Annotated in this window: 24 protein-coding genes; 7 read left to right on the forward strand and 17 right to left on the reverse strand. The window is 38.4% G+C overall.

The window, feature by feature from the left end; translation table 11 throughout:
• Positions 1-76: 76 nt before the first annotated feature.
• The 3 genes from N0B48_RS12380 to folK all read right to left on the reverse strand — a co-directional run bounded on the left by N0B48_RS12380 (position 77) and on the right by folK (position 3206).
• Complete coding sequence (locus N0B48_RS12380; protein WP_259839239.1) at positions 77-1591, reverse strand: OmpA family protein; 1515 nt, start codon at positions 1589-1591, stop codon at positions 77-79.
• 70 nt (positions 1592-1661) lie between these two features.
• The gene (locus N0B48_RS12385) at positions 1662-2771 is read right to left on the reverse strand and encodes an OmpA family protein (RefSeq protein ID WP_259839098.1); all 1110 of its coding nucleotides are present in this window, start codon (positions 2769-2771) and stop codon (positions 1662-1664) included.
• 18 nt (positions 2772-2789) lie between these two features.
• Positions 2790-3206, reverse strand: a complete 417-nt coding sequence (gene folK, locus N0B48_RS12390) for a 2-amino-4-hydroxy-6-hydroxymethyldihydropteridine diphosphokinase (RefSeq protein WP_259839099.1) — start codon at positions 3204-3206, stop codon at positions 2790-2792.
• Positions 3207-3226: 20 nt separating this feature from the next.
• On the opposite strand from folK, the gene sppA reads away from it, so the two are divergent.
• A complete protein-coding gene (gene sppA / locus N0B48_RS12395) occupies positions 3227-4981 on the forward strand; it encodes a signal peptide peptidase SppA (protein ID WP_259839100.1) in 1755 nt (584 codons plus the stop codon).
• 71 nt (positions 4982-5052) lie between these two features.
• On the opposite strand, the gene N0B48_RS12400 is transcribed toward sppA, so the two are convergent.
• The 6 genes from N0B48_RS12400 to rpmB all read right to left on the reverse strand — a co-directional run bounded on the left by N0B48_RS12400 (position 5053) and on the right by rpmB (position 7516).
• Positions 5053-5313: a GlsB/YeaQ/YmgE family stress response membrane protein gene (locus N0B48_RS12400; protein WP_259839101.1), complete on the reverse strand. Its 261-nt coding sequence runs from the start codon at positions 5311-5313 to the stop codon at positions 5053-5055.
• A gap of 69 nt (positions 5314-5382) precedes the next feature.
• Positions 5383-6336 (reverse strand): signal recognition particle-docking protein FtsY, encoded by a 954-nt coding sequence (gene ftsY, locus N0B48_RS12405; protein ID WP_259839102.1) that lies wholly within the window; start codon positions 6334-6336, stop codon positions 5383-5385.
• A 9-nt stretch (positions 6337-6345) separates the two neighbouring features.
• Positions 6346-6813: a RidA family protein gene (locus N0B48_RS12410; protein WP_259839103.1), complete on the reverse strand. Its 468-nt coding sequence runs from the start codon at positions 6811-6813 to the stop codon at positions 6346-6348.
• A gap of 99 nt (positions 6814-6912) precedes the next feature.
• Positions 6913-7065 carry a DUF4295 domain-containing protein gene (locus N0B48_RS12415; protein ID WP_002976755.1) on the reverse strand — a complete coding sequence of 51 codons (153 nt, stop codon included), beginning with the start codon at positions 7063-7065 and terminating at the stop codon, positions 6913-6915.
• A gap of 19 nt (positions 7066-7084) precedes the next feature.
• A complete protein-coding gene (gene rpmG, locus N0B48_RS12420) occupies positions 7085-7267 on the reverse strand; it encodes a 50S ribosomal protein L33 (RefSeq protein ID WP_027373683.1) in 183 nt (60 codons plus the stop codon).
• 6 nt (positions 7268-7273) lie between these two features.
• The gene (gene rpmB, locus N0B48_RS12425) at positions 7274-7516 is read right to left on the reverse strand and encodes a 50S ribosomal protein L28 (RefSeq protein WP_002976757.1); all 243 of its coding nucleotides are present in this window, start codon (positions 7514-7516) and stop codon (positions 7274-7276) included.
• 240 nt (positions 7517-7756) lie between these two features.
• On the opposite strand from rpmB, the gene N0B48_RS12430 reads away from it, so the two are divergent.
• Positions 7757-9469, forward strand: a complete 1713-nt coding sequence (locus tag N0B48_RS12430; protein ID WP_259839105.1) for a T9SS type A sorting domain-containing protein — start codon at positions 7757-7759, stop codon at positions 9467-9469.
• A 336-nt stretch (positions 9470-9805) separates the two neighbouring features.
• Here N0B48_RS12430 and lnt read toward each other — a convergent pair whose 3' ends face one another.
• Positions 9806-11440: an apolipoprotein N-acyltransferase gene (gene lnt, locus N0B48_RS12435; protein ID WP_259839106.1), complete on the reverse strand. Its 1635-nt coding sequence runs from the start codon at positions 11438-11440 to the stop codon at positions 9806-9808.
• Positions 11441-11495: 55 nt separating this feature from the next.
• Here lnt and N0B48_RS12440 point away from each other — a divergent pair, with 55 nt between their 5' ends.
• Positions 11496-11918 carry a VanZ family protein gene (locus tag N0B48_RS12440; protein ID WP_259839107.1) on the forward strand — a complete coding sequence of 141 codons (423 nt, stop codon included), beginning with the start codon at positions 11496-11498 and terminating at the stop codon, positions 11916-11918.
• Here the strand turns inward: N0B48_RS12440 and proC are convergent.
• The 4 genes from proC to N0B48_RS12460 all read right to left on the reverse strand — a co-directional run bounded on the left by proC (position 11899) and on the right by N0B48_RS12460 (position 15526).
• Complete coding sequence (gene proC, locus N0B48_RS12445) at positions 11899-12702, reverse strand: pyrroline-5-carboxylate reductase (RefSeq protein ID WP_259839108.1); 804 nt, start codon at positions 12700-12702, stop codon at positions 11899-11901. The genes N0B48_RS12440 and proC overlap by 20 nt on opposite strands.
• Positions 12703-12802: 100 nt before the next feature.
• Complete coding sequence (gene murB, locus N0B48_RS12450) at positions 12803-13816, reverse strand: UDP-N-acetylmuramate dehydrogenase (RefSeq protein ID WP_259839109.1); 1014 nt, start codon at positions 13814-13816, stop codon at positions 12803-12805.
• Between the two features lie 4 nt (positions 13817-13820).
• A complete protein-coding gene (locus N0B48_RS12455; protein WP_259839110.1) occupies positions 13821-14309 on the reverse strand; it encodes a hypothetical protein in 489 nt (162 codons plus the stop codon).
• Positions 14310-14320: 11 nt separating this feature from the next.
• Positions 14321-15526, reverse strand: a complete 1206-nt coding sequence (locus tag N0B48_RS12460; protein ID WP_259839111.1) for a pyridoxal phosphate-dependent aminotransferase — start codon at positions 15524-15526, stop codon at positions 14321-14323.
• A gap of 403 nt (positions 15527-15929) precedes the next feature.
• Here N0B48_RS12460 and N0B48_RS12465 point away from each other — a divergent pair, with 403 nt between their 5' ends.
• Positions 15930-17717, forward strand: a complete 1788-nt coding sequence (locus N0B48_RS12465) for a T9SS type A sorting domain-containing protein (RefSeq protein ID WP_259839112.1) — start codon at positions 15930-15932, stop codon at positions 17715-17717.
• A gap of 82 nt (positions 17718-17799) precedes the next feature.
• Here the strand turns inward: N0B48_RS12465 and N0B48_RS12470 are convergent, their stop codons facing one another.
• Genes N0B48_RS12470 through N0B48_RS12480 form a run of 3 tightly spaced genes read right to left on the reverse strand, consistent with a single transcriptional unit; the run spans position 17800 to position 21558 of the window.
• Complete coding sequence (locus N0B48_RS12470) at positions 17800-18549, reverse strand: T9SS type A sorting domain-containing protein (protein WP_259839114.1); 750 nt, start codon at positions 18547-18549, stop codon at positions 17800-17802.
• Positions 18550-18609: 60 nt separating this feature from the next.
• Positions 18610-20478, reverse strand: a complete 1869-nt coding sequence (locus N0B48_RS12475) for a T9SS-dependent choice-of-anchor J family protein (RefSeq protein ID WP_259839116.1) — start codon at positions 20476-20478, stop codon at positions 18610-18612.
• 21 nt (positions 20479-20499) lie between these two features.
• Positions 20500-21558, reverse strand: a complete 1059-nt coding sequence (locus tag N0B48_RS12480; protein WP_259839117.1) for an Omp28-related outer membrane protein — start codon at positions 21556-21558, stop codon at positions 20500-20502.
• A 202-nt stretch (positions 21559-21760) separates the two neighbouring features.
• On the opposite strand from N0B48_RS12480, the gene N0B48_RS12485 reads away from it, so the two are divergent.
• From N0B48_RS12485 to N0B48_RS12495, 3 genes are all read left to right on the forward strand, one after another.
• The gene (locus N0B48_RS12485) at positions 21761-22243 is read left to right on the forward strand and encodes a TlpA family protein disulfide reductase (protein WP_259839118.1); all 483 of its coding nucleotides are present in this window, start codon (positions 21761-21763) and stop codon (positions 22241-22243) included.
• Positions 22244-22253: 10 nt separating this feature from the next.
• Positions 22254-23906: a DUF6029 family protein gene (locus N0B48_RS12490; RefSeq protein WP_259839119.1), complete on the forward strand. Its 1653-nt coding sequence runs from the start codon at positions 22254-22256 to the stop codon at positions 23904-23906.
• A 113-nt stretch (positions 23907-24019) separates the two neighbouring features.
• Positions 24020-24475: a DUF1801 domain-containing protein gene (locus tag N0B48_RS12495; RefSeq protein ID WP_259839120.1), complete on the forward strand. Its 456-nt coding sequence runs from the start codon at positions 24020-24022 to the stop codon at positions 24473-24475.
• Positions 24476-24616: the final 141 nt, after the last annotated feature.

Below are 24616 nucleotides of genomic sequence, written 5' to 3' on the forward strand. Positions count from 1 at the left end.
TATAAAGGTAGGTAAAATATTTCGTAGTAAAAAAATTAACCGAAAAGAATTGCTCTTTTCGGTTAATATGTAAGTATTATTTTTTCTTCTTTTTAATAGGTTTTTTTACGGGCGCATCTTCATAATCTTTCTTCTTAATAGAATCCCAATCTGTGCTTTCTATAAAACGAACCGTAACTTTTCTGTCTGCTAATCTTTCGGCATCAGATGCAGTTGCAGGAACTACAGCTTCAGCTGAACCTACTCCTTTAGATTTCAGTACATTCTGACTTACTCCTCTGTTTTCCAAAGCGGCTACTACTGCAGCGGCTCTTTCTCTGGATAATTTAAGGTTGTATGCAGCATTTCCTTTAATGTCTGTATTTCCCGTTAATAGGTAATTACCTCCTTTATCGTTAATGATTTTGGCCGCCAGATCTAATTTGTCGTTAGATTCGGGTCTGATGGTTGCCTTGTTGAAATTGAAGTATATATCTTTAAGATTTTGTTCTATTTCTATGGCAGTTTGGTTATTATCTACTTTTTTTACAATGGGGCATCCGTTGTTTTCTACAGGTCCCGGAACCGTTACACACTTATCATTAAGATCGATGACACCGTCAAGGTCAGTATCAAGAGCTACACCGGCACCATCCACTCTAGCTCCTGCTGGAGTATCAAGTTGTCTGTCCCAATCGTCACAAACTCCGTCATTATCACCATCACCTTTTTTACATACTTCTACATCCTGGTTTTTATTAGCCAAAACATCAAGTTTGTAATAGATTTCCTGAAGCGGGTCGTGCCACATTAAGTGAGATTCGTGTTTCCCTAGTTTCAGTGAAAGACCTAGAGTAGCATTGAAGAAGTTGTCGGATACCTGCTCTTCACGTCTGTTGATTGTACTGTATTTGTCACCACCTCCATCGAATTCATCATCACCGGTAACTACATACATTAATCTACCTTCAAGATCAAGTCTTTTGTTGATTTTATACTTTAAACCAGCACCAGCCTGCATAAACATAGATCCAAACTTGAATGGTTTTACTTCAGTAGCTAAAACCTGTCCTTTAATATCTTTCTGATATGCTCTGTATGCGATAGTACCAACACCTGCATAACCATGAAGTGCCCATCTGTAAGGAGAATGGTTGTCAACTCTTCTCAATAAATTAGAAAAGTTGATGTCTCCTATTAAAGAGATTGCATCATACTGAGTTCTTGCTCCTACAGCTTTCGCATCGGGGGCAGCATCTTTCGTATTGAACCATCCCTGTCTTGTTTCGCCTCTGTCATATTGTAACTTTAAACCGAAAGCATGGGTAATTGCTTTGTCAATACTTACATAAGCAGAGTATCCGAAAAGGTTTTTCCCATTACCATTCTTGATAGAAGTAAGATCTGCAGACTGAATCAGTGGTACGCCCGCACCTGCTGAAATAGACCAGTCATTAAATCTTTTTGACTGATTGGTAAATGGGGAAACGTTAGCAGAACCGGAAGAGAATGTATTTGGATACTCTCCTGTTGAAACTGCCGTAGAGTCTTGTGCATAGCTAACGAAGGGAATCGCCAGTGCTAATGCAGCAACAGCTAAATTTAATTTCATCATGTATTTATGTATTAAAATTTTTTTTCTTCAACTGAAGAAAGCAGTCTTTCAACTGCTTTTCATTGTATTATTTGGTAGGGCATCCGTTGTTTTCAACTGGTCCAGGAACGGTTACACACTTATCGTATAGATCTATAACACCGTCAAGATCCATATCTAAAGCTACACCGGCGCCATCTACTCTTGCGCCTGCAGGAGTATCAAGCTGTCTGTCCCAATCATCGCATACACCATCATTATCTGCATCACCTTTTTCACATACCACAAGATCCTGAGATGCATTTTCGAGAACGCTGGTTCTGTAATATGCTTCCTGAAGTGGATCATGCCACGTTAAGTGAGATAATTGTTTTCCAAGCTTGAACGTTACCCCTAGGTTTACTGTCCATGCATTGTCAGACCTTGAATCGGAGATCATATTATACTTTGAACCGGCAGTTGCTGGATCATAGTCGTTGGCCTCAGCCCATCCGCCTCCGTCAAATTCGTCGTCGCCACTTATGATATACATCGTTCTGGCTTCGATATCGATAAGTTTTGAAATGTTGTATTTCAATCCTACACCGAACTGATAGAATAGGGAGTTAATATCAAAATCCTGTTTGATAAATAGAGGAACTCTTTTAGGACTGTCGCTCCATCTGAATTCATTACCATCATGAAGAGAGGTGTCATAACCCTGGAATCCAATACCTGCATAACCGTGGAAAGCCCATCTGTAAGGAGAATGGTTGTCAACTCTTCTCAATAAATTTGAAAAGTTTACATCTCCCATTAAGGCAAGCTGGTTATATTTCGTAGTCGCTGTTCCAACACCTGCTGCTGCACCTGCAGCTCCATCAAGCATTGCTTTCTGTTTCGTTTCTCCTCTCTGATAGATAAGGCTTAATCCGAATACATGTGTAATCTGCTTGTCAATACTTATATAAGCATTATATCCCCAGTTAACTTTTTTGTCATAAAAAGAGCTAAGGTCAGAATGTGCCATAAAAGCAGCACCCCCACCCACGGAGATAGACCAGTCGTTGAAACGTCTGGCTTTGTTGTCAAAGCGTTGTACATTAGCGGAACCCGAAGAGAAGGTATTAGGATACTCACCAGAAGAATTTACTGCAGTACTATCCTGGGCATAAGCCGTGATAGGCAGTATGGCTAATAATAATAAACCTAATTTCATATATGTTTTATGTTTTATTTAGATAAAATCTTTCAATAATATTTTAGAAAAATCTCTTTCAAACAAATGTTTTTGATGAGGTATTTCCAATCTTTCGGATCTGAAATTCAAATCGTTATATTTAATGATGTCAATATCTATTATTCTATCGCTGTAGCCTCCAGAAGATTTTGAATCATTAATTCTTCCCATTTCAACTTCAATAGTTTTAACAAAATCAAGCAGTTGAATAGGCGAAAGATGCGTGAATATTATTGATGCAATATTACAAAAAATATTAGAACTGACAAATTCTACAGGTTCTGTTATTAAAAATTCGCTGGTTTGTGATATTTCATTTCCGCCTTCCCTGATCTTTTCTAAGGCAAGCTCTAAATTTTTTTTTTGGTCTCCCAGGTTACTCCCTAGTAACAAAACGACCCTATGCTGCGACATATTGGAAAATTGATTGATTTATGAGAAGTTTCTTTAAAAATGTATTGGCAAATATAGTGGCAATTGTCCTATTATGTGCCGTATTTTTCGTCTTTTTCATCATGATGCTTGTGTTCAGTTCCATGGGGAATGACAAAGCGGTGTCTGTGAAAAACAATTCTGTTCTGACGATTAATTTAAAGACTAATATAATAGACAGCCCTACAGAAGAAGAAGTGGGATTGTTCAATATCAGCGATAAAAGCAAAAGTGTTCTTTTGTATGACGTTCTGGAAGCTATCAAAAAGGCTAAAACCGATGATAATATCAAAGGGATAAGTATAGAAGCTGACGATCTGCATGCCGGAATGACCCAGATTGATGATATCAGAAATGCTATTGAAGATTTTAAAAAGAGTGGAAAATTTGTGTATGCTTACGGTAATGCTGTTTCGCAGTCTGCTTATTATTTAGGATCTGTGGCAGATCAGTATTATCTTAATCCATCAGGAATGATAGAATTAAAAGGATTGGCTACTGAAGTTGCATTTTTTAAAGATTTTGCTGATAAATACGGTATTGGGATTGAAGTGATCAGACATGGGAAATTCAAGTCTGCGGTAGAACCTTTCTTAAGGAATGATATTTCTCCGGAAAATAAAGAGCAGTTAAGTACTCTTTTAAATGATATCTGGAGCAGTACTTCAACTAAAATGGCCGTTTCAAGAAAGATTGACACCGCTCAGTTCAAAACGGTTGTTGATAGTTTATACGGAATGATTCCTGAATTAGGATTAAAATATAAACTGGCTGATAAACTGATCCAGAAAACGGAATATGATCAGATGATCAAATCAAAGCTTAGTCTTAAAGAAAAAGATAAGCTGAATAAGGTGTCATTATCCGGCTATATCAGTTCTTATGCAGACGAAGATAAGTCTGGAGAGAAAGTAGCTGTACTGTACGCTTCAGGAGGAATTAACAATGGTGATGGCTACAATGATATCTTTTCAGAAAGATATGTGAAATACATCAAAGAGCTTCAGGATGATGAAAAAGTGAAAGCGGTTGTTTTCAGAATCAATTCTCCAGGAGGAAGTGCCAATGCTTCAGATGAAATTTTATTTGAACTTCAGCAGTTGAAAAAGAAAAAGCCTTTGGTCGTGTCTTTCGGTGACTATGCAGCTTCCGGAGGATATTATATTGCGATGGCAGCGGATAAAATTTATTCAGAGCCTAATACGCTGACGGGATCTATCGGAGTTTTCGGAGTGATTCCTTATTATAAAGACCTTGCGAACAAAAATGGGATCCGTTCAGATATTGTCGCTACCAATGCCAATTCTCAATATTATTCTGCACTGAACGGGGTTACACCTTACGGAGTAAATCTGATCACAAGAAGTGTAGAAGGAACTTATAAAAGATTTGTGCATTTTGTGACTCAAAACAGAAAGCAGACCTTCGAGCAGATCGACAATGTAGGAGGTGGAAGAGTATGGAGTGGTGTTCGTGCCAAGCAAATCGGTCTTGTGGATGAATTAGGAACATTGAATGATGCTGTGAAATTTGCCGCTCAGAAAGCAGGGTTAAAATCTTACCATATTTCCTCTTATCCGAAAAGAATGACTCCATTTGAGCAGATCTTCAAAGACCTGAACGAAGAGGATATCTCTGCAAGAATCATCAAAAATAAAATTGGTAAAGCCAACTATGAGATTCTTCAGCAGATCACAGATGAGAAACTAAAGTCTGAGGTGAAAATGGAAATGCCTTACCAGATCAAGATCAACTAAACTAAATTATATTGTACAAAAAATCCCGGAACTGAATTTCAGTTCCGGGATTTTATTTTTTATCTGCTGTATTAGCTTTTCTTAGTAGCCATTCCGTAGATCCAGAGCACGATTAAAGCACCTCCGATAGCCAGAATCCAGCTTCTTGGATTCCAGAATGAAGTAACGTCTCCCCAGTGAAGAATATAAACTCCTATTGCACCACCCAAAAAAGCTCCGATGATCCCTAGTATAATGGTGATCAGCCAGCCGCCTCCCTGGTTACCCGGCATAATCATTTTTGCGATAGCTCCAGCCAGTAGCCCGAATATAATCCATGTTAAAATTCCCATAGTTGCAAATTTTTTAAATGTTAATATGTATTGATTTGTTTGCTAAGTTAAGGGAAAACATGATCTAAATCATCTTTTCTTGAAGAATGAGTCAACAAATTCCGTACCATTGAAAAGTTGGAGGTCCGTCATCTTTTCGCCCACCCCGATATATTTTACCGGAATCTGGAACTGATCTGATATGCCTATGACAACACCGCCTTTGGCAGTTCCGTCTAATTTTGTTACGGCTAATGCGTTCACTTCTGTGGCTGCTGTAAACTGTTTTGCTTGTTCAAATGCATTCTGTCCTGTGGAGCCATCAAGAACGAGCAGGATCTCATGCGGGGCGTCAGGAATCACCTTCTGCATTACTCTTTTAATCTTGGAAAGTTCGTTCATCAAGTTGATCTTGTTGTGAAGTCTTCCTGCGGTATCTATAATCACTACGTCTGCATCTTGTGCTACGGCACTTTGAACGGTATCAAAAGCTACGGAAGCGGGATCTGAGCCCATATCCTGTTTAACGATAGGAACACCGACTCTTTCGCTCCAGATGACCAACTGGTCTACAGCTGCCGCTCTGAAGGTATCTGCCGCTCCAAGGACAACCTTTCTGCCTTCGGATTTGAACTGGTGAGCCAGTTTCCCGATAGTCGTTGTTTTTCCTACGCCATTTACGCCGACTACCATAATAACGTAGGGCTTTTTAGAACTGTCTATATTTCCTGTTCCTGCGTGAGGATTTTCAAGAAGAAGTCGCGAGATCTCTTCACGAAGAATATCATCCAGTTCATTGACACCTACATATTTATCACGGGCAACACGTTCTTCAATCCTTTCTATGATCTTGATGGTTGTGGATGCGCCTACGTCAGATGCAATAAGTATTTCTTCCAGGTTATCCAGTACCTCATCATCTACTTTGCTTTTACCGACTACGGCCTTCGTCATTTTTTCAAAGAAACCCTGGCTAGATTTTTCCAGACCTTTATCTAAAGTTTCTTTTTCTTCTTTTTTGAAAATATTTTTAAACCAACTCATAGTTCATTCTTATTTGTTTTTTATAACTGCCGTGGCTTCTACTTCTATCAGTACGTCATCTCTGAAAAGACGGCTTACTTCCACAAGGCTGCTCACGGGAGGATTTTGAAGGTTGATGTATAAGTCACGGATTTTTCTAAAGTCTGGCGTTTTGGAAATGTCAGTGATAAATATTCCCAGTTTTACAATATCCTTTCCTGTTGCTCCATATTCTTTCAGGATGCTTTCAATGTTTTTAAAAACCTGTTGGGTCTGCTTCTCGACATCGTTTCCTACGAGATTTCCTGCAGCATCCAATGGAACCTGTCCGGACAGTAATATCATTCTGGAATTTCCACAGTCAATGCTTGTTGATTGTGACAATCCTTTAATGGTAAAAACTTCCGCCGAGTTTTTGTATTCTACATTGTTCATCTTTTTCTGACCGAATGAAAATAGAAAAATTGCTGTGAAAACCAGAACAAGAATCTTTTTCATATTGGTGTATATTGAATTGATTAATAATCTGGTGAACAAAGATAACAAAAAAACTACCCAAAATATGAGTAGTTTTTTATATTGTAAATAAAGTGGAGATTATTTCTTCAAATAACCGTCTACTTCGTCTGCATTCATTACTTTTTCTTCGAAAACGTAAGCACCTGACTTAGATGACTTAACCATTTTCACAACTTTAGTCATTTTTTTTGACTGCCCGCTTTGTAGGGTTGCTACTACTTTCTTTGCCATGGTAAATTATATTTATAAATTACTTGATTTCTTTGTGAAGGGTAGATCTTTTAAGAACAGGATTGTACTTCTTAAGCTCTAATCTCTCTGTAGTGTTCTTTTTATTCTTAGTAGAAATGTATCTAGACATTCCTGGCATACCGCTCTCTTTGTGCTCTGTACATTCAAGGATTACTTGAACTCTATTTCCTTTTTTTGCCATGATTTATTAATTCTTTTTAATCAATCCGTTTCTAGTAGCTCTTTCAATAGCTTCTTCGATTCCAATCTTGTTAATCACTCTCAATCCATGAGCTGATACTTTCAGTGTTACGTGCTTATCCTGCTCCGGAAGGTAAAATTTCTTCTCTAATAAGTTAATTTCAAAACGACGCTTCGTCTTGTTATTAGCGTGAGAAACGTTGTTACCAACCATTGCACGCTTTCCTGTTATTTGGCAAATTCTTGACATATCTCGATGTTCTTATTTGTATAATATTTGAGAGTGCAAAATAACGAAGAATTTTTTATATAGACAAATCTTTTGGAAAATATTTACAAATAACTGACTGATTAATAATCATGATTTTTAAAATAAAATAAATCCCGAGACACGCTGAGCCAAGTGACTGATATATTTCATGTAAGCTTTCTCTTAAAAGCAAATCCGAATACTTTACCTTTGTTTTTAATTAATCTAAATAAAAATAACATGAAGAGGATCTGTATTCTTTTATCTATGATTCCCGTTGGGCTGATGGCTCAGAACTATACTGAAATCCAGACTGGTATGAAGAATTTCTACTATGGATCAGCTGATGTGGCTGATATGGATAATGACGGAAAGCAGGATGTGGTGATCAACGGAGCTATTGACAGCGATGGTGATGGAAACGTAGATACATCTTTTAACGAAGTATATAAAAATAACGGGACTTCACTGGTGCCTTATGCCAATCTGGGAGCCAATGCAACCCATCTGGGAGATATCAAGTTCATGGATTTTGATAATGATGGTCTTATGGATATTATTTCTACGGGACTCAGCTATAATGATATTGTAAACTATAAACATTACCGATTTAAAAATACCGGAACCGGTTTTGTAAAAGAAGCAGATCTTGCCGGAAAAATCTATGGATCTCTGGAAGCTTTTGATTTTGATAATGATGGTAAAGTAGATTATGCCATCAACGGAACTCAATATGTAGAAGGAACCGGTTTTGTCAATAATGTTGATTTTTACAGAAATACAGGAACTGATTTTGAAATCACGAAAGCTTGGCACCCGGGAACGCAGAACGGAAGTTTCAAATTTGTAGATCTTAATAATGACAACTTTCTTGATCTCGTTATTCTTGGAGTAGCTGATGGTGATAATCCTATTTGTAAAGTCTTTCTGAATCAGTCAGGAACATTGACGCTTTCACAGGATTTCACAGCGCTTACGAGTGGAAAAATGGAGTATGCAGATTTCAATGCAGACGGGTTCCAGGATATAGTTATTACTGGCCAGGATACGAGTTATGATGGATTTCTTGCTGTGCTCATGAATGATGGAACCGGACATTTAAATTTACAGAAGATAAATGTCGCAGAGATTGCAGATTCATCTGTCACTACGGGTGATGTGAATAATGACGGCTATTATGATTTTATCGTTTCCGGAAATGATAGTAATAATGATGCCGTTGTAAAAACTTTTTTATATACTCCTTCGAATCAAAATTTTACTGAAAATATACCTACAGGGCTGCATACGTTAGGAGGTCCGGGTTTTGTGAATCTACTTGACTTTGACAATGACCACCATCTGGATGTTCTATTGGCCGGATTTGATTGGGCAGATCCGGGCATGCCTTCACTTACCAAATTCTTCAAAAATACTTCTACTGAAGTTAATCTGAAACCTGTACCTCCCGCAGTCCTTAATGTAGTAAAAACAGGAAACCGTTTTAAATTCTCCTGGAGTGGTGCCTCTGATGATAAGACACCTGCAAATGCCCTTCGATACGAGATTAAAGTAGGATCTACACCCGGAGCCGCCAATCTTGCGAAATATGTGGTGACAACACCATCATGGTTTCTGGATCTTGATTCTTCCATTCAGAATGTGTACTGGAGTGTAAAATCTATCGATGCTTCAAAAGTATTTTCTGATGCTTCTACGCAGGGTACATTGGGAACGCGTGATGTTGCTGTAAACAGTCAGGTTTCCATTTACCCGAATCCGGCGTCTGAGAAAGTATTCATCAAAGGCGAAAAAGTTTCGGATGTTGAAATGTATTCTATGGATGGCAGAAAACAAAATATTGTTTTGAACAACGATCAGTCTGTCAATATATCACACCTTACAAAAGGAGTGTACCTATTAAAACTGAAAATTAAAAATGAGATAACCACTCAAAAATTGATCATTAAATAAAACTGAAAAGTTCTATTAGTAAGAAAAGCCAGACGTCCAGCTGGCTTTTCTATTTTTTTATCGTAGAGATTGATGACTGATCTCAAAAAAGCACTTTATCCGGCTGGGTAAAGTGCTTTTGTTTAAGTGTTTAATTTTTTGATATAATGAATGGGGGCTTCGAGTGCCTCAGCCCCCTTTATAGGATGCTTACATCATTATGACTATAATTTTGATGACAAAGTATTACTGATAACAAATATTTCTGGGGGCTGAGGCTCTCGAAGCCCCCTTGTGATTAATTAGTTTTATAAAACCTCTTGTGTTGATTTGTGCAAAACATTAGTGTTTAAAAAATCACGCCTTCTTCATCTTACTCCTGAACTTCTCAATCAAAAAGTAAAACAATAAAAAGCCTAATGCAAAAATGGAAAATCTTGATAACAGATCTCCGGCTCTCGTATAGAAAGTCATGGTTTCATACAGATTCACTTTTGCGAATAGGGCGGTTTTATCACCGTAGAATGTGTCAGCTACTATTTCTCCTTTTGCATTGATGTGGGCTGATATACCGCTGTTGGCGGCGCGGGCAATTTCTCTTCTGGTTTCAATGGCTCTCAGTTTTGCATAAGAAAGAAGCTGTTTGTGCCCTTCCGTAACACCCCACCATGAGTCATTGGTCATAATGCCCATGAAATTGGCTCCTTTTTTCACGTAATCTGTAGTGAATTCACCGTAGATGCTCTCGTAGCAGATGACCGGTGCCATTCTGCCTTTGTTGTAAGGATTGGCAAATGACTTTCTCTCTTCGTCTATCCCCAAAGAAGCGACAGTTCCACCCAGGTTAAGCATGGCATCGCCCAGAAGAGGCTTTAAAACACTTATATAAGGGAATATTTCAACTCCGGGAACCAGTTTCCCTTTGTGATATACCTGAACCTTTTCCAGTGGAGCAACCTGAATAGCCGTATTGTAGCTTTCTACCCAAAGATCGGGATTGAGCTGATAGGCTTCCTTCGGCATCTTTTCCTGATTTTTGTAAAAACGGTGGGAAGAAATTCCGGTTGCGAAAACAGCGCCGGGATGTTTGGTTAAAAATCCTTTGATATTGTTTAAAAGTAAGCTCTTTTCAAAAGCAGTTTCAGAAATCGAGCCTCTTCCGGGTAGAGCTGTTTCAGGGGCAATATAATAATCTATTTTTCCTTTGGAATTGCTTTCAGCTAATGTTAAAAGATCATTTTCAATGGTAAGGCTGTCCTTTGAATACTTTTCAGCATAAGGATCAAGATCGGGCTGCAGCATCAGAACATTGACCTGTCCGGAAGGTTTTTCGTTGAAGTTATTGTATTTAATTATTGAAATAACCATCGGAAGGATGATGAGTGCGCTTACAATAGATACATTTCTGATCAGGTCTCTCCTTTTTCTTCCGGCTTCCCAGGTTCTTATGGTATAGAAAATTAATACATTGACTAAAAGAATCCAGAAGCTTCCTCCGGTGGCTCCCAAAGTGTCATACCATTGTATTAATTTAGGATAATCTGAAAATACATTTCCTAAGTTCAACCATGGCCAGGTAAGTTCCCAGTTCAGATGGAATTTTTCAAAACTCATCCATATCGCAATCAAAAATCCTAATCCCCAATACGTTCCCTGTGCGTTTTTGTACCAGTGATAACATTGGAAAACAAGGGAGTACAGAAAGGAATTGACCAGAACAGGAAATACAACCGCCATCATAGAATGGCTTCCATCCGGATTTTTTGCGCCATACAGCCATCCGGTCGTCACAATGTTCCAGACTACAAAACAAAGATAGGAGAGTCCGAAGACCATCCAGCTTTTTCTTTTGTAAGCTGAAAATTTTGATATGCCGTGTTCCATCATCAGAAGCGGAACAAGGGCAATAAATATAAAGAACGGAACTCCGTAGGTAGGCCAGGAAACAGACAGCAGCATTGCTGAAATGAGGGTAAGTAAAATGTATTTCATTAAATTAATTTAACACACAAATTTAATGTTTTTGAAATGAATAAATTTGCACTTGATGTTAAAGAAATTTTACAAAATCATTATTGTTCCGTACATGCTGTTTTTGCTCTACCTTATGTTTTGGGGTATGGGCAGATTTCAGTATGATGATCATCTGATTACCGTGGAACCTATTTTTTCTACTCTCGAGTTTATCCATAATACGATCGGGTGGAAGGATGTTGTGATTATTGTTTTAGGTAATGTAGTGATGTTTATTCCCTTTGGGTTTCTGGGCTGGATTTTTCCTCAGTTTAAAGATCTGAAAACGCTGCTGTATGCCTTTATTTCTTCCATTGTCATCGTTGAAGCGCTCCAGTATTTTACAAGAATGGGCATATTTGAAGTGGATGATATTCTTCTGAATACCTTCGGTGTTTATCTGGGATGGTTACTCTGTAAATTGATCGAAAAGAAATTTAGCCGTTTAGTTCTTTAGCCCGTTTTTCAGCATTTAAAATTCCGTTTTTTAAAATGTCTTTAAAGCTGTTGTCTTCAAAAGTTTTCAAAGCGGCTTCAGTAGTTCCGCCCTTGGAAGCTACGTCTTTAATTAATTCTTCAAGGCTTTTGTCAGAATTGTTGATCAGGTGATAAGCACCCAGCATCGTTTGCTGTACAAACAGTTTAGAAAGATTTTCATCGATACCCATTTCTACACCGGCTTTTATCATTGCATCCACGATATAATAAAAGTAAGCAGGTCCGCTTCCTGAAAGCGCTGTAACGCCGTCCAGAAGGTCTTCGTTTTCGAGATAGACTGATCTTCCCGTACTATTTAATAGTCTTTCAATATTGATCAGCTGGCTGAAAGAAATGCCTCCTGCAGCGGTATAACCTGTAATTCCCATTCCGAGAAGGGTAGGAGAGTTCGGCATGGCTCTTACGACAAGAGGATGGTTGAGTAAGGTTTGGATTTTTTCAATTTTGATCCCGGCCATAATAGAAAGAACCATCTGATTTTCTTTTAATGTAAACTGAAAATTCTGGGTTACATGCTGAAAATCCTGAGGTTTTACAGCGATGATGATAAGATCGGCATCCAGCTCATGAGTCTCTTCAAAAGTAGAGATCTGAGATTTTGGAAACTCTTCTGCTATTTTAGAGATTTTGGACTCACTTCGTGTGATCAGATGAAGATCCTGCGGCTTAATCAGTTCATATTTTAAAAATGATTTAGAAAAGGAAAGGCCCATATTTCCGGCTCCAAGAATAGCTATTTTCATGTTTGTGCTCTTTTTTTTAGCTAAAATAATATTTTTATTCCTTGATGACGCTCAATTCATAAAAAAACTGCTTCCAATAGGTTTGAAAACAGCTTCTGTATTATAAAATATTCACCTCGCGTTCCAGTTCTATCCCGAACTTTTCCTGTACGGAATTGATGATCGCTGTGGAAAAATCATAAATTTCTTTTCCCGTAGCATTTTCCGTAGCATTCACGATGACCAGGGCCTGAAGTTTGTGCGAAGCGACGTTTCCAATTTGTTTTCCTTTCCATCCGCATTGTTCGATGAGCCATCCGGCTGGAACTTTTACCACATCTCCGTTGGGATAACCTGGAATATTTTCAAATTTCCTTTTCAGATCTTCGAATTGTGCCAAAGGAATAGTCGGGTTCTTAAAAAAGCTTCCCGCATTTCCCGTTTCTTTTGGATCAGGTAATTTGCTTTGTCTGATGTTAATTACTGCTTTGGAAACATCCTGAATAGTGGGATGAGAAATTCCCAGATTTTCCAGTTCAGTTTTTATTGCTCCGTATTCAGTTTTAATATGATGATCCTTTTTGGTTAATTTGAAAGTAACTTCCAAAATCACATATCTTCCTTTTCCTTCCTGCTTGAAAATAGAATCCCTGTACCCGAAACGACAATCTTCAAGGTTGAATGTTTTAAGCTCAAGATTTTCAAGGTCTAAAACACTACAACTGACAAAAATATCTTTGATTTCCGTTCCGTAAGCTCCGATATTCTGCATCGGTGAAGTGCCTACATTTCCCGGGATCAAAGAAAGGTTTTCCAGTCCGCCATAATTTTTTTCAAGGCTGTACATCACGAATTCATGCCAGTTTTCTCCTGCTTTTGTCGTTACCAGAATTTCGTTGTCATTCAGATCTTTTTCATCAATTCCTTTTAAACTAAGCTTAATCGCAAGACCTTCAAAATCCTTAGTCAAAAGAATATTGCTTCCTCCGCCTAAAAATAAAATATGAAGATCATGATTTTTAGAATAATGGATGGCATCCCTTAATTCTTCAAGGGTTTGTACTTCAATAAAGTATTTTGCTTTGACGTCAACGCCGAATGTATTGTAAGGCTTTAGGGAAAAATTTTCTTGCATATTGTTATTGATATTCTGTGGGAAGAAGGAGGTTGAGTTGTTCTTTAAACTGTTTCAGCTGTTTGTAATGCACCGTATCTGCATAAGAATTGACATAAATATGCGACTTTTTCGGAGTTCTGATCTGAAAAGTTTCATCGATGCCGTCTACAGACTGCTTACTTGGAGAACTTTGTATTTCATCAAGATCTTTAACTTTGATGGAAGCGATCAGATTTTTCCAGTTCTGTGCAGTGATCGCTGAGCTCCATTCTTGATGAGTCTGTTGCTCTGCGATGCCTTGTTCAGCATGGATGGAATCTTTAGTGACTTTGATGATCTTGTAGTTTCCCTGTTCACCTCCTATATTGGATAAGCTGATGAAAGTGATCTCATTAGGATGCTGAAGAGCGGCGGGAATCTGTTCTTTTTTCTTGTCACAGGAAAAAAATGCCGGCAGCAAAAATAGTGAAAACAGAAGTTTCAGGTAATTATTTTTTATTGCCGGCATCATATATTGTATTTTTATAGGCTGAATTCTTCTCTGTAGGTCTTCAGTGCTTGTTTCAGGATTTCAGCACTTTTCCTAAGATCTGCTTCTTTCAGCACATAAGCAATTCTTACCTGTTTTTTTCCTAACTCAGGATCACTGTAGAAACCTCCTGCAGGAGCTACCATGATCGTTTCTTTATTCAGGGAATATTTTTCTAAAAGCCACTGTGCAAATTTCTCAGTATCATCTACCGGAAGTTCAGCCACACAGTAGAATGCTCCTCTTGGCTTAGGGCAGATAACCCCTGGAATAGCATTCAGAAGATCTACCAAAATATTTCTTCTGTGTGTGTATTCTTCTCTTACCGCTCTGATGTAGGCTCCATCATTCTGGTGTGCCGCCGTAGCTGCGATCTGTCCTAAAAGAACCGGGCTTAGTCTGGCCTGTGCAAAAAGCATAGCCGCATCGTGGATCTTTTTTGAACGGGTTACCATACAACCGATTCTTACTCCGCACATAGAATAACGCTTGGATTCTGAATCAATGATGATGCAGTTGTCGCTCAGTTCAGGGAAATCAAGCATAGAAATCTGCAGCTTTCCGTCATATACATATTCTCTGTATACTTCGTCGGAGATCACAACAATGTCATATTTCAAAGCAATTTCTGCCAGCTTCTGAAGCTCTTCACGGGTGTAAAGATATCCGGTAGGGTTACCCGGGTTACAGATAACGATTGCTCTTGTTTTTTCAGTGATTTTTTTCTCAAATTCTTCGATCGGAGGAAGAGCAAAACCTGTGTCAATAGTAGACGGAACTGCTACCACATGTACGTTGAATGTGCTCGTAAAACCGTTGTAATTGGCATAGTAAGGCTCAGGAATAATCACCTCGTCTCCGTCATCACATAAAGTAGAAATTGCAAAATTCAGCGCTTCAGAACCACCATTGGTCACAATGAAATTATCAGGTGTAAGGTCTGAAAAACCTAACGTGTGATAATATTCCGTAAGGGCTTTTCTATATTCTATATTACCTTCAGAAAGTGCATATTCTAATACTTTAAGATCAATATTCTTTAAAGCATTTAAAGCGGTTTCCGGTGTTTCAATATCAGGCTGCCCGATATTAAGGTGATATACTTTTATTCCCTGCTGTTTCGCTTTTAAAGCGTAAGGAACCAGTTTTCTTACCGGCGATGGCGGCATATGCTGTGCTCTGTTTGAAATATTCGGCATTGTTCAAAAAATTTGTATGGCAAAAATAAGATTTAATTTCTCAATAATAAAATAACCTGTTATCCATTTTGAGTGCTTTTTAATTGTTTTGAAAATCAGCAAATTAAAATTGATTGTTGCCTGTTCTTTTGATTATGAACATAATCCTTTTTATTTACGCTTGATACTGGTCCTCAGTTTGTTAAAAATTGGAACTATTGGAGATTGATTATAGGTCAAAATGATTGAAATTGTTAAAATAACATATTAAAATGTGAATAAAATATTTGGTTGCAAAATAAATTTTCCATATACCAGAATATGTTGATATCTTAATATTATTAATGAATATTTGGTTATTTCATAAAAATATCAATTTTGTATTGTATTTTTTATTAAATTTCAGCGCTAATAAAAAATAATTATGAAAATACATTTACCATTGAGAGTCCTTCCTCTTATGACTCTTTTTGCGGCATCAGCTATGAATGCCCAAAACTATCAGACCATGCCAGTCCAGTCCGGATACACGGCAGATGTCATTGCCAATGATGTAGGTTCTGCCTTATCAAGCACCACAGAAGACGTTGACGGTGTTTCTTTTGCCTTTGTCGCAAGGGATTTTAAGCTTACCCCTACAAGTACGGCACTCACCTACGGACTTCCTGTAAACGGGATCGTAAATTCTGTAGTGGCTTCTACACCCGGATTGAGCTACAAACTGGGAGATCTTTATGGGAATAATTCTCTTAAAATTTCCACCAGTGGGACAAGCGGAACATTGTCATTTATCACACCTATTCCTGCTTTTAAAGTATATATGCTTGCTACCGGAGGAAGCGGACCATGTACAGTGAATGTAACGGTCAACTTTACGGATAGCAGCACTCAGATATTTTCAGGAGTAGTAGTCTCTGACTGGTATGACGGGACAAACTATGCCGTCCGGGGGATCGGACGAATCAACAGAGCGAATAATGTTTTAGAACCGAATTCTACAAACCCGAGATTGTATCAGTCCTTATTGACGCTTGATGCAGCCAATCAGACTAAGCCAATTCAAAGTATCACGGTGACTAAAGTCAGCGGTACAGGAATTGCCAATGTTTTTGCTTTTTCAGCGGATGCCTATACAGATTGTGTGGCTCCAACACTTCAGCCTGTAGGTACGCTTACTTCAAGCTCTGCTCAGGTTTCATGGACAGTACCGGCCAGTACTCAGGCTGTAAGCTATGATGTGTATTACAGTACAACCAATACAGCGCCTACCGCTGCAACAGTGCCGAATCATCCTGGAGTTACAGGAACTTCCTTTACCATTCCGTCCTTATCATCAAGTACGGTTTACTATTATTGGGTAAGAACGAATTGTAGCACCGCAACGGCTCAGAGCGTTTGGTCGCAATCGGGAACATTTACCACGTTGTGTGGAACAATAGTCCCGTCTTACACGAATGACTTCAGCACTTTCCCTGGAACATGCTGGACCAGTAATCTTTCCGGAGGTACTCCTGCTACAGGTCCTACAGGAACAAGCAGTCTTTGGGCATCAGGTGGATTCTTAGGAACGGGATCAGGTGGATCAGCAACGATCAATTTGTATTCTACCAACAGAGTAGGCTGGCTAAAAACACTGCCATTTAATCTTTCTGCAGGTTCCTATAAAGTTAAATTTGATTATGGAGTTGCAGCGTATCTAAGTACTGCTTCTTCACCAATGGGATCTGATGATGTGGTCCAGTTTCTGGTATCGAATGACGGCGGATCTACCTGGACAGTCTTGCAGACATGGAATGCAGCCAATGCACCTACCAATACGTCAACGCAATATTCTTATACCTTAACTGGATACAACAGTGTGAATACTGTATTTGCTTTTTACGCAACAGCCGGAACTGTAAATGATAATCCAGATTACAATTTTTATGTTGACAACTTTACCGTTGAAAATGCTCAACTAAGTACATCTGAAGTGAAAGACGGTGTAAAGAAAGCATCTGTTCACCCAAATCCATTCAAAGATATTCTGTACATTTCAGATACCAGAGAAGTGAAATCTGTAATGGTAGGGGACGCTTCGGGCAGAGCCTTAAAAACCTTTACGGGCGCTGTGAAAGAGCTTGATCTGAGCACGCTGAATACAGGGTTGTATTTTGTAACGATTTATTTCAAAGACGGTTCACAATCTACGGTGAAAGCGATCAAAAAATAATTTTTTTTATTTAATAAAGAAACGGTGGTTATTTCATTATAGCCACCGTTTTTATTTTAGGTTGAGGTATCAATTCTGCCAATTAATCATTTTTAATGATTTTCTCTGAAATCAATTTTCCATGATCATTCTGCAGGCTTATAATGTATGTTCCTGTGTTCATTGTAGACGTATCTATTGCTTCATCTCCTTTTTTGAGATTTCCTTGTAATACGATACGCCCTTCCATATTGCTTATACGATAAGTAATATTCTCTTTTGAAATAATGGAGATATTACTTTTAAATAGAGTAGAGGATACAGAAGCAAATTGTTTCTGTTTTTTTCCTGCCTCATCAGTTGCTAACATGGCATTAGGGTCATATCGGTACACAATGGTAACCGGTGTTCCGTACTCATTATTAAAATCATCTACCAGATAAAATTTTACCGTATAATCTATCGGGAATGTTCCGCTTCCTGTATTGGAATTCCACATATTATAGCCACTGGCAGGGGTCTCTGAGTTGCCATTGATCGTAATGGGTGTGTTGGAATTTGAAGGATATACAGCATTGAGAGCTACAGAAGGGAGGCAGGTATTCAGGTAGCAGAATTGAAAGCCACTTCCTGTCCCATTTTGGATGCTAAGAATCTTAATACGTACGTTAACGGCAGATGAAGAGGTGTTTTTAATTTTATAGTAAAGTGTAGCAGAGCTTTCGTTGGTTGTATTGTAGGTGAAAATCTGTCCATTGGAAATTGAGGCTCCGTTTTCTTTTACCAAAGCCAACTGTGCCTGACTAAAACAAGGGGTAAAAACACCCAGCAGTAAAAAAATAAAATTCTTCATAAATTTATTTGTTAAGAAAAAGCACTGAGCTCCGGCCTGGAGCCCAGTGCTTTTAGATTATTATTTTATAATTAATTTTTGTGTTTTTGGTTCTGAACCTTTTTCTGTAATAGAAATAATGTAAACTCCTTTAGCTAGTTTTTCAACGGAAACCGGGCTGTCCGGTGCTACATTTGTTTTTTCTAAAACAACTTTTCCTGAGACGTCATAAAGTTTAAGATCTACATTTTTATTAGCCTGTACCTTGATATATTCTGAGGTTGGGTTAGGATATACGGTTAGGTAATTGGAATTGGTTTCAGTCGTACTTGTTCCTAAAGAACCAAGAAGGAAAGAACGTGCATTGATTACTTCACCGGTCACACCATTTAATAAAAGCACAACGGCTTTCACTTTGGCCAGATTATAAGTAGTTGGAATATTTGCTGTGAATAGATAATTGACAACCTGCCCATCTGTAATTGTGGTAGGAACTGAACCTGCCTGTCCCGTGTATCCGCCTAGCAGCATTCTGCCTACATGATCATAGGTCATTTGTGCTGCAGGTACCGGATCTGGTAAGGTTTCATATCCTCCCATAGCTCCATTGTTTCCGCCTGCATAATAATTTTTTTGATTATAAGCAGTAGTAGTTCCTTTTACACCATCTTCTACCAAAACCACGGCAAATCTGAAATTGGCATTGCTTATCATGGTTCTGAATGTAGCGGAAGTATTAAGGGTAAGTGAGTTTCCTGTCAAACCTCCGGATGCATTGAGCTGTGCAGGGGTAATAAGCGTTTTTCTTGTAGTCACCTGTGTGGTCATTTCGGTATTGGTTACCCCTTTATTTAAAGCAGCCCTGTCCACATTCATAGACGGATATCCGTTGAAATTAGATCCGGTATCATATTCACTTACCGCCATAGGGTCGCTGTTGTGTACTGCAATCCCAATAAAGTCATCCGGATAATTGGTATCCATATATTTCATGGCAACCGCACCTCTCGGACACCATCCACACCAGGTTCCGGTACCTTCTTCAACCAATACCTTTTTAGGTGAATTTTGACTTACAGTTCTGAACATCGTATTTTTGCTGTTGTCAGCAGGCGTTGTATCGGCAGTTCCGTTTATTTGGGTCACTGTTACCGCCATATTTTTTTCTGTCACTGTGGAATAATTGATGGCTGCAGGATGGGTAACGGTGATTTCCTGTCCTGCATTAAGCGGAGAAGATAATGGAATGGTAGAAATGTGGTCCGTTGCCCCATCATTCCAATTAAGAGTGATATTATTAACAGCTTCTGATCCGTTGTTTCTTACTGTTGCCTTAAGCTGGTAATCAGTGCTGATGAGACCGTATTCGGTGAGGAAAATGTTTTTAAGGGCGATATCTTTGTCAGCAAGAGTTTTTACCTGAATATTATCTACAATTAAATAGTTTTGATCTGTACATTCATAATGTCTGAATGAGATGTAAACCTCTTGTCCAATAAAAGGTGTAAGGTTTACTGATCTGCTTTGAAAACCTCCCGTAGCAACTGTTTCTGTGTAGACCGGAGTAGATGATGTGATCGTTCCTGATACATTGGAGGTTGTGACATATATTGAATATCTTTCAGCAGGATAACTGGGTGCCGTTGCAAGGTCGTATTGCAGGTAAGCATTACTTGCAGTGACCAATCCCAAGTTAATCAGTGGAGACGTGATTAAATTATTTGGAGTTATTGCACCCGCGCTTGTCCAGGACCTGGATATCAGCGATCCGGTCCCTAGACCCGCATTTACACTGGATAGGTTTGAGTTAATCCATTGTTTGCCATCCCCGTCAATGTCTGTACTGACCCAGCTGTTAAGCCCGGTAGTATTAAAATCCTGAGTGTAATAAGTCTGGGAAAAATGTATTCCTGAAATAAGAATACCCATAAAAAATAAAATCTTTTTCATATTGTTAAAAATTTAAGGTTGTTATAAAAATTCGTAAGTGTTGGTGGTGTTTATTTTCTCTTCTCTTACATTGAGTACAGTGCCGTTGGCATCCGTGATCATAATAATAATTTTAAGTTTGTCCGCATTGTAACCTGCCGGAACCGTATACTGAAAAGATCGGGTGTATTCAGCGGATGTGACGGTCTGGGTGTTGGGAATACTCTCTCCGGTTACGGAAGAGGTCAGTTTGCTTCGTAAAACGTTGTGATGGATATAATTGTAAATGTAACTGGTGCCTCCATAAAGCGAACTGATATAATTTTTCTGATGATGCACCAGCCCATCTTCCACCAGAAATGCTGCCATTTTAAGATGGGTGAAATTCTCAGTGAATAAAACTGAAGCCTCCGTAGTAAAGATATTTCCGGAAACCGAAGATTTCATTCTTATTCCGATTTTACTGAAAGCACTCAACTGTCCCAGCGGTAAAGACATATCTGTATAATTGGAATCATAAGGCCATACCGTATTTCTGTTGATAAACATTGCCGGCCACTCTGTAACGTTTTTTAAAGTTTCCATTTCCGTGCTCGTACCATTGGACCACGGATCAGTAGTTCCGGCTGGACCGTGAATTCCTATAAAAACAAAATCCTCGGTCTGATGCACCAGATTATCATGTCTTGCCAGTGCTATGGTACAGTAGCCGCACCATGTTCCTGTAAAATCCTCGTATAAGATTCTGTGCTTAAAACTTATTCCGCTGTTTACAACAGCTTTTACAGCGATCGGGTTTAGGGGTAGATCTCTGTATTCAGCTCGTACAGTATAGTTTCCTTTCTCGGTAGGAGTAAAGGTATTTCCCGAAATCACCTGATCATTGATATAAATCAGACTTTGGGAGGTAACATCATTCGTAAGATTATCTTTCACCTTAAAAATAAATGTTTTCCCTACTAATTTTTCATTTCCGCCTTCAGCAGTTACCGTCAGATAGGTTACTACTGAGTTGCCTTCATCACTTGCTGAGCCCTGACATGCCAGGAGGATGAAAAAAACAAGTATGCCAGGAATAAGAAATATTAAGTTTTTTTTCATATTGTTTTTAAAATATTCAGTTAAAAATCGGTTCTCTAAAATGTTATCAAATTCATTGAGTAAATCGATTAATATTTTACTTATTATTTTATCGAATATTTAATAAATTTATGTTTTATTTGATGTTATTATTGCAAATATACAATAATAATTAACATATCGTTAATTTTTATTCTGTATGTTTGTAAAAAAAATATCTGCAATGGTGAAAAAAATATTATCTGTGATTCTGCTTTTGTTCCTCCATCTCTTCTATGCTCAGGAGGTTCCCAATGTATCCATCAGCAACTTGAATAATGAAAAGATAAATGTCTCAAAAATAGATTCTTCGGATCCTGTTGTACTTACTTTTTGGGCCACCTGGTGTCTGCCGTGTATGGAAGAACTTAATACCATCCATGAAAAGTATGAGGACTGGCAGAAGGAGGCTAAATTCAGTGTGTATGCTGTGTCTACCGATGATGCCCGTACAGCTTCAAAAGTAAAAACAGTAGTTAAAAGCAAAGGATGGCCTTATACCATACTTTTGGATTCCAACCAGACGCTGAAAAGAGCATTGAATGTGAACAGTATTCCTTATTTAGTCCTTCTCCATAAGGGTAAAATAGTGTATTCTCATGTGGGATATTCCTCCGGCGACGAGGATGAACTGATTGCGAAAATTAAAGATTGTTATAAAAATTAATCTTTTGAAAATGGTGAATAAATTAATGATCGGTACTCTGTTCCTTTTTAGTACTCAATTTTTTTGTCAGCTGACTGTAAATTTAGAATCTAACTCCCAATACTATATAGATGATGATAAAATAAAACTGTCCGAAGCAGAGGCCTCTCACAGATTCAGATCCAATAATTATCTGAATCTGAATTATAAACTGAAAAACTTCACTTTCGGAGCACAGCTGGAATCCTATGAACCTAAGGCTTTACTTAATTATTCTCCGGCTTTTAAAGAGACCAACTTAGCCACTTATTATGTCAATTACAATAACGAGAAAGCTGGGATTGATGTAACTTTAGGTCACTTTTATGAACAGTTCGGAAGTGGTTTGGCGCTACGTCTCTGGGAAGACAAACAGCTTGGAATAGCCAATTCTCTGCTTGGGGCTAAAATAAAATATTCCGACCCGGATCAGATCATAACGGTGAAAGCTTTGGCAGGAAAACAAAGATCAGGGTTTAAACTTACCGATGGGATGATCGGTGGGTTGGATGCTGAGGTTAAACTTGATTCTCTGATGAATGTGAAAAATCTCCGGACCAGCGTAGAGTTTAGCTACGTTACCAAGTATGAAAACAACAGAGAAAATGCTCTATACCCGAAAAATGTAGATGTGTATGCATCACGTCTGAAAATGGAGTATTCCAAATTTGCCATGGAATTCGAATATCTCTACAAAACTAAAGACAATATAAAACAGGTCACCGTTTTGGATCCGAATAATACCTTCTCAGGAAATGCTTATTACCTCAATCTATCATATGCTACGGACCGGTTTGGAATTATCGCCAATTTCCGGAGGCTGGAAAATTTCAATTTATATTCCCAGCGTGACCAGATCGGAAATATTTACCATAATGCTGTTCTGGATTATTTGCCGGCACTTACAAAGCAGTATGACTACAGTCTTGCCAATATCTATGTGTATCAGGCACAGCCCAGACTTGCCTTTCTGCCTCAAAAAAAATCAGGGGAGATAGGCTCCCAGTTCGATATTTTTTATAAAATAAAGAAAGGAACATTCCTCGGAGGAAAATACGGTGTTGATCTGTCCCTGAATATTTCCAATTGGTATGGTCTCAAAGGAACCTATCGCAATTATATCAATGATAATAATAATTACAGGACAGATTTTTTAAAGCTCGGGGAAAAATATTATGCTGATCAAAGTATAGATATAAGAACAAAACTACAGGACAGCTGGAAGATTGCTTTTGTTTTCATCAACCAGTATTATAACACGTACAGAACCGAAGAGACAGTAGGCGAGGTGAAAGCAAAAACAATAGTTCTGGATAATATCTATAAATTTTCAAAAAGCTCTGTGAAACTGGAACTCCAGCATCAGTGGGCAGATAGTTACCACGGAAATTGGGTTGCCGGCCTGGCTGAATATAATTTTAAAAAGAACTGGTCCGTTTTCATCAATGATCTTTATAACTATGGTAATCCGGATAAAGAAAAACAATTGCATTATTACACCGGCGGTCTGGTATTCAGAAAAAATAGTTTCAGGGTTCAGGCTTCATACGGAAGACAGCGGGGAGGATTGCTGTGCGTGGGCGGTGTATGCAGATTTGTACCGGAAAGTGCCGGTTTGTCCCTTGGTGTAAGTGCAAGCTATTAAACGATTGTTTAGAAAATTATTATTGAATTAAAGACCGTATCAATATATGTTCAGTCATCATTGTAGGTATTCTAAATTTTATTAATTTGGAACATTATAAAACTTGACCGAATATGCAAATTCCAGCCGACTCTGTAGCCGATTATATCTCAAAAATTCCTGAAGAAAGACAGGAAGTATTCAAGAAATTATATGATACCGTGAATGACAATCTGCCGAAAGGTTTTCAGGAAGGTGTCAGTTATGGAATGATAGGATGGAATGTTCCTCTGGAAACATATCCTGCAGGCTATCACTGTACGCCGGGTTCACCGCTGCCATTCATGGGTCTGGCTTCGCAAAAGAATTTCATCGCCTTCTATCATATGGGAATCTACGCCAATCCTGAACTGTTGGATTGGTTTGTCACAGAATATCCTAAACATTCCAAACGAAAACTGGATATGGGAAAATCCTGTGTCCGCTTCAAAAAGATAGAAGATATTCCTTTTGAGCTCATTGCTGAGGTAAGCAAAAAAATGACAGTGGAAGACTGGATCAATATTTATGAAAGCCAGCTTAAAAAGTAAAAAAGCCCGTTTCAAAAAAGAAACAGACTTTTCGCTTACTTCATTACGACTATCATTTTTGAAGACAAATATTTCTGGGGGCTGAGGCTCTCGAAGCCCCCTTCCACTTAAATTTTTTCAACACAAATACCCACAATCATC

The organism is Chryseobacterium herbae, assembly GCF_025154075.1.
Lineage (GTDB): Bacteria > Bacteroidota > Bacteroidia > Flavobacteriales > Weeksellaceae > Chryseobacterium > Chryseobacterium herbae.

Coding starts and splice junctions, on each gene's coding strand:
- N0B48_RS12400 (WP_259839101.1), bottom strand. CDS start 5,313: ATGGGAATTTTAACATGGATTATATTCGGGCTACTGGCTGGAGCTATC.
- N0B48_RS12415 (WP_002976755.1), bottom strand. CDS start 7,065: ATGGCAAAGAAAGTAGTAGCAACCCTACAAAGCGGGCAGTCAAAAAAA.
- N0B48_RS12460 (WP_259839111.1), bottom strand. CDS start 15,526: ATGCCGAATATTTCAAACAGAGCACAGCATATGCCGCCATCGCCGGTA.
- rpmB (WP_002976757.1), bottom strand. CDS start 7,516: ATGTCAAGAATTTGCCAAATAACAGGAAAGCGTGCAATGGTTGGTAAC.
- sppA (WP_259839100.1), top strand. CDS start 3,227: ATGAGAAGTTTCTTTAAAAATGTATTGGCAAATATAGTGGCAATTGTC.
- N0B48_RS12430 (WP_259839105.1), top strand. CDS start 7,757: ATGAAGAGGATCTGTATTCTTTTATCTATGATTCCCGTTGGGCTGATG.
- N0B48_RS12475 (WP_259839116.1), bottom strand. CDS start 20,478: ATGAAAAAGATTTTATTTTTTATGGGTATTCTTATTTCAGGAATACAT.
- N0B48_RS12410 (WP_259839103.1), bottom strand. CDS start 6,813: ATGAAAAAGATTCTTGTTCTGGTTTTCACAGCAATTTTTCTATTTTCA.
- N0B48_RS12490 (WP_259839119.1), top strand. CDS start 22,254: ATGGTGAATAAATTAATGATCGGTACTCTGTTCCTTTTTAGTACTCAA.
- N0B48_RS12495 (WP_259839120.1), top strand. CDS start 24,020: ATGCAAATTCCAGCCGACTCTGTAGCCGATTATATCTCAAAAATTCCT.
- N0B48_RS12470 (WP_259839114.1), bottom strand. CDS start 18,549: ATGAAGAATTTTATTTTTTTACTGCTGGGTGTTTTTACCCCTTGTTTT.
- N0B48_RS12485 (WP_259839118.1), top strand. CDS start 21,761: ATGGTGAAAAAAATATTATCTGTGATTCTGCTTTTGTTCCTCCATCTC.
- N0B48_RS12380 (WP_259839239.1), bottom strand. CDS start 1,591: ATGAAATTAAATTTAGCTGTTGCTGCATTAGCACTGGCGATTCCCTTC.
- proC (WP_259839108.1), bottom strand. CDS start 12,702: ATGAAAATAGCTATTCTTGGAGCCGGAAATATGGGCCTTTCCTTTTCT.
- murB (WP_259839109.1), bottom strand. CDS start 13,816: ATGCAAGAAAATTTTTCCCTAAAGCCTTACAATACATTCGGCGTTGAC.
- rpmG (WP_027373683.1), bottom strand. CDS start 7,267: ATGGCAAAAAAAGGAAATAGAGTTCAAGTAATCCTTGAATGTACAGAG.
- ftsY (WP_259839102.1), bottom strand. CDS start 6,336: ATGAGTTGGTTTAAAAATATTTTCAAAAAAGAAGAAAAAGAAACTTTA.
- N0B48_RS12455 (WP_259839110.1), bottom strand. CDS start 14,309: ATGATGCCGGCAATAAAAAATAATTACCTGAAACTTCTGTTTTCACTA.
- lnt (WP_259839106.1), bottom strand. CDS start 11,440: ATGAAATACATTTTACTTACCCTCATTTCAGCAATGCTGCTGTCTGTT.
- N0B48_RS12480 (WP_259839117.1), bottom strand. CDS start 21,558: ATGAAAAAAAACTTAATATTTCTTATTCCTGGCATACTTGTTTTTTTC.
- N0B48_RS12385 (WP_259839098.1), bottom strand. CDS start 2,771: ATGAAATTAGGTTTATTATTATTAGCCATACTGCCTATCACGGCTTAT.
- N0B48_RS12440 (WP_259839107.1), top strand. CDS start 11,496: ATGTTAAAGAAATTTTACAAAATCATTATTGTTCCGTACATGCTGTTT.
- N0B48_RS12465 (WP_259839112.1), top strand. CDS start 15,930: ATGAAAATACATTTACCATTGAGAGTCCTTCCTCTTATGACTCTTTTT.
- folK (WP_259839099.1), bottom strand. CDS start 3,206: ATGTCGCAGCATAGGGTCGTTTTGTTACTAGGGAGTAACCTGGGAGAC.